9 protein-coding genes are annotated in these 8963 nt (G+C 71.4%); 5 read left to right on the top strand and 4 right to left on the bottom strand.

The features are described 5' to 3' along the window. Positions 1-86: 86 nt before the first annotated feature. The 4 genes from ACH4E7_RS36620 (at position 87) to ACH4E7_RS36605 (ending at position 3199) form a co-directional block, all read left to right on the top strand. A complete protein-coding gene (locus ACH4E7_RS36620) occupies positions 87-542 on the top strand; it encodes an SRPBCC family protein (RefSeq protein WP_396253511.1) in 456 nt (151 codons plus the stop codon). Between the two features lie 159 nt (positions 543-701). Further along, a complete protein-coding gene (locus ACH4E7_RS36615) occupies positions 702-1067 on the top strand; it encodes a hypothetical protein (protein WP_396253510.1) in 366 nt (121 codons plus the stop codon). Between the two features lie 261 nt (positions 1068-1328). Further along, the gene (locus tag ACH4E7_RS36610; protein WP_396253509.1) at positions 1329-2426 is read left to right on the top strand and encodes a serine hydrolase domain-containing protein; all 1098 of its coding nucleotides are present in this window, start codon (positions 1329-1331) and stop codon (positions 2424-2426) included. Then, positions 2423-3199, top strand: coding sequence for a MerR family transcriptional regulator (locus ACH4E7_RS36605; RefSeq protein ID WP_396253508.1), 777 nt, complete (start codon positions 2423-2425; stop codon positions 3197-3199). The genes ACH4E7_RS36610 and ACH4E7_RS36605 overlap by 4 nt, the downstream gene beginning before the upstream one ends. Before the next feature lie 55 nt (positions 3200-3254). Here the strand turns inward: ACH4E7_RS36605 and ACH4E7_RS36600 are convergent, their stop codons facing one another. The 3 genes from ACH4E7_RS36600 to ACH4E7_RS36590 are packed head-to-tail and all read right to left on the bottom strand — an operon-like array spanning position 3255 to position 7003. Continuing rightward, complete coding sequence (locus ACH4E7_RS36600; RefSeq protein ID WP_396253507.1) at positions 3255-4817, bottom strand: AMP-binding protein; 1563 nt, start codon at positions 4815-4817, stop codon at positions 3255-3257. Between the two features lie 48 nt (positions 4818-4865). Then, positions 4866-6128: an acyl-CoA dehydrogenase family protein gene (locus ACH4E7_RS36595; protein ID WP_396253506.1), complete on the bottom strand. Its 1263-nt coding sequence runs from the start codon at positions 6126-6128 to the stop codon at positions 4866-4868. 50 nt (positions 6129-6178) lie between these two features. After that, positions 6179-7003 carry a 2,3,4,5-tetrahydropyridine-2,6-dicarboxylate N-succinyltransferase gene (locus tag ACH4E7_RS36590; protein ID WP_396253505.1) on the bottom strand — a complete coding sequence of 275 codons (825 nt, stop codon included), beginning with the start codon at positions 7001-7003 and terminating at the stop codon, positions 6179-6181. Between the two features lie 311 nt (positions 7004-7314). Here ACH4E7_RS36590 and ACH4E7_RS36585 point away from each other — a divergent pair, with 311 nt between their 5' ends. Beyond that, the gene (locus tag ACH4E7_RS36585) at positions 7315-7602 is read left to right on the top strand and encodes a hypothetical protein (RefSeq protein ID WP_396253504.1); all 288 of its coding nucleotides are present in this window, start codon (positions 7315-7317) and stop codon (positions 7600-7602) included. A gap of 65 nt (positions 7603-7667) precedes the next feature. Here the strand turns inward: ACH4E7_RS36585 and ACH4E7_RS36580 are convergent, their stop codons facing one another. Continuing rightward, entirely contained in the window at positions 7668-8891 is a 1224-nt protein-coding gene (locus ACH4E7_RS36580; protein ID WP_396253503.1) for an alpha/beta fold hydrolase, read from the bottom strand. Positions 8892-8963 lie beyond the last annotated feature (72 nt).

The raw sequence follows: 8963 nt of genomic DNA, 5'->3' as shown, positions 1-8963 counted from the left end.
AACGGCTCGCGCGACTGGCCATGCACCCACCGGGACCGAGAGGTCACAACCCTACCGAAGAGGGCTGCAGAAGGGATGGTCCTCTAATGAGCACGGTGGAGGAGTCGATCGACGTGGACGTGCCCGTCCACGTCGTCTACGACCAGTGGGCGACCTTCGAGGACTTCCCGAAGTTCATGGACGGCGTGGAGGAGGTCAGACAGCTGGACGACCGCCGCGCCCACTGGCGGACCAGGATCGCCGGGCTGTCCCGGGAGTTCGAGACCGAGGTCGTCGAGCGGGTACCCGGCGAGCGGGTCGCCTGGCGCACCACCGGCGAGAGCGTGAAGCACACCGGCACGGTCGACTTCGAGCCGCTCGGCGCGACCCGGACCCGGGTGAGGATGACCATGGTCTTCCAGCCCACCGGCCTGGCCGAGAGGGCCGCCGACAGGCTGGGCGTGCTCGGCCTCCAGGTCCGCGGCGACCTGCGCCGCTTCAAGCGGTTCGTCGAGGACCTCGCCGCCGGGACCGGCCCCCGGCCGTCGCCGGAGGGCGGCTGACGGCGCCGGGCCCCGACGGGTGCCCGGCGCCGCCGGCGTGACGCTGCTCCCTGTAGGAGGTCCCGCGGCCGTTCGAGCGCGCCCGACGGGCGGGGAAGAGTCGGGCACGAAACGATGGCAGGCGGCCCAGTCCCGCCGTCCCCCGGAGATGATCCGCCGATGATGACCGCCACGTACCAGATCGACACACCGGCAACGGGCATCGAGCAGTCCGACGACGTCCCCGGCCCGACCGACGAGCAGATGGCGCAGGAGGAACAGGCCCGGCAGGCCTTCCTGGACGCCGTCTCCCCCCACCTCGCAGCCCTACCGGGTGCGCCCAAGCACAGGTTCGGCAACGTCAGCAAGGTGGAGCCGTTCGGCGGCGACACCTGGGCGGACATGAACCGGTACTTGCTGGTGCTGACGGTCGACCTCGGCGCGCCGCCGATCCCGTTCGACTCCTTCCTTCCGCCCGGCAGCACCGTCACCGAGGTCGGCGTCTACGCGCCGATGGCCCAGTGGCCGGACGGCGCGCAGGACTGAGCGGGCACCGCACGTACGGCCCGCCGCCCCCTGCGGGCCGGAGCGACGCCACGTGGCGACATCTCGTGAGGGTTCCCGGATGTCACGACAGTTGGTGTGGCGGCCGGGATCCGGACCGGGGCCGGACGTTCCCGCTGCCGGCGGCGCCGACCGGACGTGACTGTGGGCCAGATCACCGTTGAGGTTGACCTTGGGGCAGGGTGGAGGCTCCTCGCATCGGCACGACGCCGACGGCACGACGATGCGAAGGAGCCAACCATCATGTCCACCACTGTTTCCGGCCAGGGGGCGGATCGCCCTCGACTGCAGAAGGCGATCGAGGAGTTGGTCGAGTCCGGTTTCATCGGGGTCCAGCTCCGGGTGAACGACGAGCAGGGCGAGTGGGTCGGCAGCGCCGGCGTACGCGAGCTGGGTCAGAGCGTCAGGCCGCTGACGGACGGGCACTTCCGCATCGGCAGCAGCACCAAGAACTTCGTCGCCGCGTTGGTGCTCTTGCTGGTGGCCGAGGGCAGGATCGGCCTGGACGCCCCGGCCGACGACTACCTGCCGGGGTTCGGTCTCGACCGGCGGATCACGGTGCGGATGCTGCTGCAGCACACCAGCGGGATCTTCAACCACACCGGCGAGCTCTACGAGGACGGGACGATCGTGCCGGGGGTGCCCTGGCGGGGCAAGGAGTGGGTGGACGGCCGCTTCAAGACCTACCTGCCCGAAGAGCTGGTGCGGCTGTCGTTGTCCAAGCCTGCGCGGTTCGCGCCGGGGACGGGCTGGAGCTACGCGAACACCAACTACGTGCTGGCCCGGCTGGTGATCGAGAGCGTCACCGGCCGTTCGTTCGCCGAGGAGTTGCAGCGGTTGATCCTGGGTCCGCTCGGGATGACCGGCACCGTGGCGCCGGGCGCCTCGCCGGAGGTCCCCGAGCCGCACAATCACGGCTACTACCGCTACGAGGACGCCGGGCAGGAGCGGACGGTCGATGTCACCCGTCAGAACCCGTCCTGGGTCGGAGGCGGCGGTGACATGATCTCGACCACCCGGGACCTGCACACGTACTTCTCCGCGCTGATGGGCGGCACGCTCCTGCCCGCCGAGCTGCTGGCCGAGATGCGCGCGCCGGAGGCGACGGTCGGTTACGGCCTGGGGGTGTTCGCGCAGGAGACGGAGGGCGGCACCGTCTTCCACCACAACGGCGCCACCATGGGCTCGGCGGCGCTGATGTACGGCACAGCCGACGGCGCCAAGACCCTGACCGCCGGGCTGACCTGGGTGGACGACGCCGACCTGGCGATAGCACCGGCGTTCCAGAGCGCCCAACAGCGGCTCGTCGACCAGGTGTTCTGCGGCAAACTGGCCCGATGAAAAACGGAGTCACGATCGGGCAGGCGGCGGCGTTCGTCGGCGTCACGGTCAAGACGGTGCGGCACTACCACAAGCTCGGCCTGGTCGCGGAGCCGGAACGGGACGGCTCCGGCTACCGCCGGTACGGATCCGGCGAGCTGCTGCAGCTGGTGCAGGTACGGACGTTGGCCGCCGCGGGCGTGCCGCTGGCCGAGATCGCTCCCATGCTCGACGCCGACGCCGCGCGGTTCGGCGCCGCGCTCGCCGACGTCGCACGCCAGCTCACCGAACGCATCGATGAGCTGGTCGCCCGCCGCGACACGCTGCACCGGCTCGCCGACGGCGACCGGGCCCTGCTGCCCGACCGCGCCTGCGCGGTCCTGGCCCGGATGCCCGGCCTCGGCTTCGGCCCCGACTACGTGGCCGCGCAACGCGAGGCCCTGGTACTGGCCCGGGCGCTGGTGCCGGAGGGCTTCGACGGCTTCCTGGCCCAGCTCGAACACGGCCTCGACGACCCCGAGTACGTCGACCTGGCCAAGCGCGGCCGGGAGGCGGAGACCTGGGAACCGGACGACCCGAGGATCGAAGAACTCGCCACCGCCATGGCCGACCACTACCTCGCGAGCCCCGCGCTGCGGGGGGATCACGCCGGACTGCAGGCGTGGGCCAAGGCTTCGGCCCAGTACAAGCTGATCAACGACCACCGCGGGGACCAGGCACCGGTCGCGGCCCGGCTGACCTCGCTCACCGAGGCCAAGCTCCGCGCCGCAGGGGTACGCCTGCCGAACCGCTGACGGGATCCTCCCGGGACCGACTACGAAATCAGCAACGGGCGGGATCCGGTTCGCGCTACCGCGCGGCCGCCTGCCGGCGCAGGAGCTTCTTGTCGGGCTTTCCGGCGTCGGTGAGCGGCAGTTCGGGGAGGAAGGCGACGTGGGCGGGCTCGTGCAGCGGGCCGCGGCGGGTGCGGACCAGGGTGCGCAGTTCCTGCGGGTCGGGGCGGGTGCCGGGGAGGGGGACGACGACGGCGTGGACGCGTTCGATCCCGTCGGCGTCGGGGGCTCCGAAGACCGCGCTCTGGTGCACCCGGGGGTGGGAGTTGAGCAGGTCCTCCACCTCGGAGGTGTAGACGTGGCCGGCGCCGGTGTTGATCAGGTCCTTCAGCCGGTCGACGATGTAGAGGTAGCCCTCGTCGTCCAGGTATCCGACGTCGCCGCTGTGCAGCCAGCCGTCCTTGAGGGTGGCGGCGGTCAGTTCGGGCTGCTTCCAGTAGCCCCGCATCAGGCTGTCCGAGGCGATGCACACCTCGCCGTGCCGGCCGGCGGGCAGGTCGCGGCCCTGCTCGTCGCGGATCGCGACCCGGTAGCCGGGGGCGATCCGGCCGACCGAGTGCAGCAGGTGCGGGCGGGCCGGGTCGTGGTCGCCGGTGTCGAGAACGCTGACGATGCCCGCCTCGTGCTGTCCGTAGAGCTGGACGAGGACGGGGCCGAAGCGCCGGACCGCGTCGGTGAGACGGGCCGGTGAGGCCTGGCAGCCGCCGTAGGTGAGGCGGCGCAGGCTGGTGGTGTCGGTGTGCCCGGACTGCGGGTGGTCCAGCAGCCGGTAGAGCAGCGGGGGCATCAGGAACACGTCGGTGATGCGTTCCTGTTCGATGGCCGTCAGGACGGCGACGGGGTCGAACTCATCGAGGAGCACCACGCTGCCGCCGGCCCGCAGCACCTTGTCGGTCATCTGGCCTGCGGCGTGGGCGACGGTGGTGCACACCAGCAGGCGTGGCGGGCCCGCCGGGTCTGCGGCGGGCAGGTCGGGGCCGAAGCGGCGGACCTGGCCGTAGCCGATGCAGATGCCCTTGGAGTGGCCGGTGGTGCCGCCGGAGTGGCGGATGGCGCGGACGTCGCCCGGCCGGGCCCGGCTGGTGAACGGGTCGGCGCTCTCGGCGGCGGCGAGGGCCAGCAGGTCGGTGGCCGGCAGGTCGGTGCCCGCCGTGGTGGGGCCCGCCGCGGTGGGGCCGAGGACGAGGACGGCCTCGACGGGGGTCCGTCCGGTGATCTCGGCGGCGCGGCCGACGTGTTCGGGGTCGACGATCAGCGTATGCGTCTCGACGTCCCGGACCATGGCGGCCTGCGTGTCGGCCGGCAGCTTGGTGTAGAGCTGGTTGGTCCGGCAGCCGACCAGGTTGGCGGCGTAGCGCGCGGCGATCGCCTCGGGCCGGTTGCCGGTCAGCAGCGTGACCGTGTGGTGGCGGTCGACGCCACGGGCGCGCAGGGCGCGTGCCAGCCGGTGGGCGAGGTCGCGCAGGTCCCCGGCGGTGGTGGTGCGTCCCCGGTGGATCAGGGCCGGGCGGTCGGGGTCGGTACCCAACTCGTCGAGGATGTCGACGACTTCGGTCCGGAAGGGCGAGGTGGGTGGCATGTGCGGTTCCTTGCGCCTCGGTTCGGTGGTGTGCTGGGCGACGAGGAGTCAGCGGTGGGCCAGGAGCCGTGCGTCCCCGGCCTGCGCGTCCCCGGCCTGCCGCTCCTCGGCCAGCAGCGCGTGGGCCAGCACGCTGTACAGCGCGTCGTTGGGCCCGTCGGCGATGCGCAGCCCGCGGATGTCTCGCAGGCGCTTCTCCATCGGGGTGTGCTTGGTGTAGCCCTCGCTGCCGTGCAGTTGGAGGGCGAGGTCGACGGCGCGGTAGGCGGTGTCGGTGGCCAGGGCCTTGGCGGCGGAGCAGGCGGCGACGTCGGTCTCGCCCTGGTCGATGCGCTCCAGCAGTGCGAAGCACCAGGCGGTGGCGGCCTCGACCTCGGCGGCGGCGGTGCCCAGGCGGGCGGCGACGGACGGGATCGCGGCGAGCGGCATCCGGGCCACGGTGCGGGCGCGGGTGCGGGCCGCGGACTCCTGGATCGCCGCGGCGGCGGCGCCGAGGCAGACCAGGGACATCATCAGGCGCCAGGCGGAGAAGTGCGCGTCGAAGATCCGGCGGCCGTCGCCGGGGGCGCCGAGCAGGAAGTCCTTGTCCAGGCGGGTGTCGACGAAGTGCAGGTGGCCGAAGCTCCAGCCGCGCATGCCCATCGGGTCGGTGGTCTCGGTGAGCACGCCGGCGGCGTCGGCCGGCACCCACACCGCGGACAGCGGCACGTCGCGCAGGTCGACGCGGCCGGCGTCCGCGCGGTCGACGAGCTTGCAGAAGACGACGAAGCCGTAGGCCTCCTCGACCCGGCTGATCAGCCCTTTGGAGCCGGAGAGCGCGAAATGGTCGCCGTGGTCGACCAGGACGGTGCGAAAGCCCCGCAGGTCCGAACCCGAGTGTGGCTCGCTGGCCGCGATGCCCGCCAACTTACCTGCGCCGACGACCTGTTCACGGGTGCGGCGGAGGAGCGTGGGCGAGCCGTAGCGCAGCGGCATCGCGGCGTGTCCGGTGCTGAAGATCTCGCGGGCGTCGCAGTCGCGCTGCCCGGCGAGGAACATGGCCATCCCCTGGGCCACGCGTCCGCGCGGTTCGCCGGGTTCGCCCGACTCGTCGGGCTCGTCGGGCTCGTCGGGCTCGTCGGGGAAGGTGACGTCGATGCCGGTGAGTCCGGCGGCCGCGGCCTGCGCGCGCAGGGCGAGCCAGTCGGGGCGGGGGTCGCCCTCGCGGACGGGTTCGGGCAGGTGGGTGTCCAGGAAGGCCGTCAACCTGGTTGCGAGATCGGTGAGTTCGGGGTGACGGACCAGGATCGGGCTGATGCCGGTGGCGGGCATGGGTGGGCTTTCCTCGAAGGGGCGTCAGGGGGTGATCGGGTCAGGGCCCGTCAGAGGGTGAGCGTGGCGGGCGGCTGGGTGCGCACGGCGTCGTTGAGCTTGGCCTTGTCGTGGCGCTCGCCCTTCTTCAGGTGCTTGATGACCAGCAGGCAGGGCAGTCCGAACGTGCCGCCGGCGAACTCGCGCGGGCGGCTGGCGGGGACGGCGACCGTCCACGGCGGCACCTCGCCGCGGCCGAGCTCCTCGCCGGTGGCGGCGTCGATCACCGGGATGGTGTCCGTCAGCAGGGCTCCGGCGCCCAGCAGCGCGCCCTCACCGACCCGGGCGCCGCTGTAGATCATCGAGCGGGCACCGATGAAGGCGTCGTCCTCGATCACCACCGGCTTGGCCATGGGAGGCTCGATCATGCCGCCCAGCCCGACTCCCCCGGACAGGTGGACGTTGCGGCCGATCTGGGCGCAGGAGCCGATGCCGACCCAGGAGTCCACCAGGGTGCCTTCGCCGACGTACGAGCCGATGCCGATGTGACTCGGCATCACCACGGCGCCGGGCTCCTGGTAGCTGCCCCGCCGGATGACCGCGCCCGGCGACACCTGGACGCCGTCGATCGTGCTCTTCAGCGGGATCTTGTCGGCGCACTGGAACGGGCCGAACTGCGCGGGCTGCGGCGAGGCCTGCTTGTAGAGCAGCAGGATCGCGTTCTTCAGCCACTCGTGCACCACGACCTCGCCGTCCAGCAGCTCGGCCACCCGCGCGCGGCCGGTGTCCAGCAGGCCGATCGCCGCGTCGACAGCGGCCACCGCCTCGGCGGACTGCAGCGAGACCTCGTCCCGCCGCTTCCAGAGGTCTTCGAGCTCGCTCTGCAAGCTCGCCACATCGACACCATTGCCCATGACACTCCCCGCTTTCCAGGTCTTCCGGGTTTCCGGGTCGGAGGACGGCCCGCACGCGATGCCCCCGGGTGCGGTCTCCGACTGCGGCGCGCGACGCCAGCCACTCCCCCTGGGCGTCCACGCGATAACGGCACGCCGAGTTACCTCCCAGTAACGGCGCGCCGAAGGCAGCCTTCCATACCTGCAATTCGTAGATCAAATCGCAAATGAAGCAATGATGTTAAGGTTGAATAGTAAATTTTATCCCCTATCAAAGGGACACTTGGGGGGGCGTGGTCGTCGCGGACCCTGGCGTGGAACAGCTCGGGGTAGCCGGCGAACTCCGCGGCCACCCGGGCCGGGGCCATGTCGGCGAGCTCCCGTTCGTGGAGGCGGGCGGCTGCCGGACGGTGCACGATGGCTGCGTCACGGCCGCACGCGGAGCGGCCACCGTCGCCCGGGCCCGCACCGGCGCCCGCCGAGGCCGCCGCCGCAGGTGCCGGGTCGCGGCCCCGCAGCCCGGCTCCGAGCGCGTCAGCCTCACCACCGACCGTGTAGCCCGGTCGGCTGCCGGTGTGTTGCACCCGCCGATCGTCGACTGACCGGACATCAGCCGGCGACCGACGGTCTACGCGGCGCCTGTGGACGATGTCGTCGGTAGCCCGATTCAGGGGAGGGCTGTGTAGTTGCCGTTCGCGTCCAGGGCGTAGCTACCGCTCTTGAGACCATCGACGGCGGTGTGCTTGAACCATTCTCGGGCCATGTGGTGCAGGTCCTCCACGCGGCTCTCCCAGGGCATTTGGTGCCCGGCGCAGGCCACTTCGATCATCAACTTGTCGGCCCCGGGGATGGCGGCATAGAGAGCGGGGACTGAGAAGTCGGTCCGGGGGTCGGTCGACGGGTGGTTCGCCTGGGTGTCGGATTCCCCGTAGATGAGGAGCACGGGCACCACCGTGCCGAGGGTTTGGTCGAACGGCACCGTGGTGTCGTTCCAGCCCCACCAGAAGGAGTTGCGGAACCGGAGGACGCCTTCCGGCACGCCGGAGTGCACCGGGCCCCAGGTCTTGCCGATGGCATCGTTGTCCATGATGGCCGACCACACCACGTCGACCATGCCGTTCTCCCGCTGGTCCGGACACTTCAGCTCGACGTCCCATACGCGGGTCAAGTCGGCCTTCATGGTGAGGTTCATCGGGAAGCCGAACTGGGAAGCCGGGGTGGACAGGGGCAGCGGATGCGGCGCGTCGAACCGGGTGCCCGCCTTGCTGGCGTTGCCACGCGGCGGAAAGATCGGCGCCAGGAACAGCAGGCTGCTCACCTTGCTGGGATGTTGAAGGACGTACGGCCCCATCACGAACGAGGCTGCGGACCAGCCGACGAACGCGACCTGCGGCACGTTCCGCGACTTCCTGATGAATTCGACAACCGTGTCCAGCTCATCCCATTCGCTCTGCGAGTTGCCCAACTGCTTCGGGTAGGCCGGGGGACATGCGGCGACCAGCGGGTTGGGGACCAGGGCGGCGTTCTGCTGTGCGGGGTTGGCGTTGCACGGGTTGTCCATCTCCGGCCGCGGTGACAGGCCGGAGCCCTGAAGGTCCATCACGAACACGTCGTAGCCGGCCTGGGCCAGATCCTGGGCCCAGCTGTATCTGCCGTGCTGGAGGTCGAACCCGGCGAGGGCCGGGACACTGCGGCCGTGCAGCATCAGGACGGCCTCGGGATCGTGGTGCGGCCTGGTCCCGTCGTACTCGCGGACGAAGAGGTCGACGTGCTCGTTACGGTTCGCGGGGATGGTCGAGACGTGCGGGACCGCATGGTCCTGGGGAGGGATGTTGGGCATCGTTCGCCCTCCGATCCGTCGACTCGGCCCGGGCCAGGCGGCCGGGGCCACCTAAGGCCAGGATCCGCCAAACGGGCGTTCGACGCTCATCGGGTCGGGCCGCACGGGCGATTCGACCGTCCA

The organism is Kitasatospora sp. NPDC018058, from assembly GCF_044327205.1.
In the GTDB taxonomy this organism is placed as follows: Bacteria; Actinomycetota; Actinomycetes; order Streptomycetales; family Streptomycetaceae; genus Kitasatospora.
This window is presented reverse-complemented; position numbering and strand designations above follow the sequence as displayed.

What these genes read in the sequence shown, in the direction of transcription:
- ACH4E7_RS36620 (WP_396253511.1), top strand. Translation starts at nt 87, where the DNA reads ATGAGCACGGTGGAGGAGTCGATCGACGTGGACGTGCCCGTCCACGTC.
- ACH4E7_RS36615 (WP_396253510.1), top strand. Translation starts at nt 702, where the DNA reads ATGATGACCGCCACGTACCAGATCGACACACCGGCAACGGGCATCGAG.
- ACH4E7_RS36610 (WP_396253509.1), top strand. Translation starts at nt 1,329, where the DNA reads ATGTCCACCACTGTTTCCGGCCAGGGGGCGGATCGCCCTCGACTGCAG.
- ACH4E7_RS36605 (WP_396253508.1), top strand. Translation starts at nt 2,423, where the DNA reads ATGAAAAACGGAGTCACGATCGGGCAGGCGGCGGCGTTCGTCGGCGTC.
- ACH4E7_RS36600 (WP_396253507.1), bottom strand. Translation starts at nt 4,817, where the DNA reads ATGCCACCCACCTCGCCCTTCCGGACCGAAGTCGTCGACATCCTCGAC.
- ACH4E7_RS36595 (WP_396253506.1), bottom strand. Translation starts at nt 6,128, where the DNA reads ATGCCCGCCACCGGCATCAGCCCGATCCTGGTCCGTCACCCCGAACTC.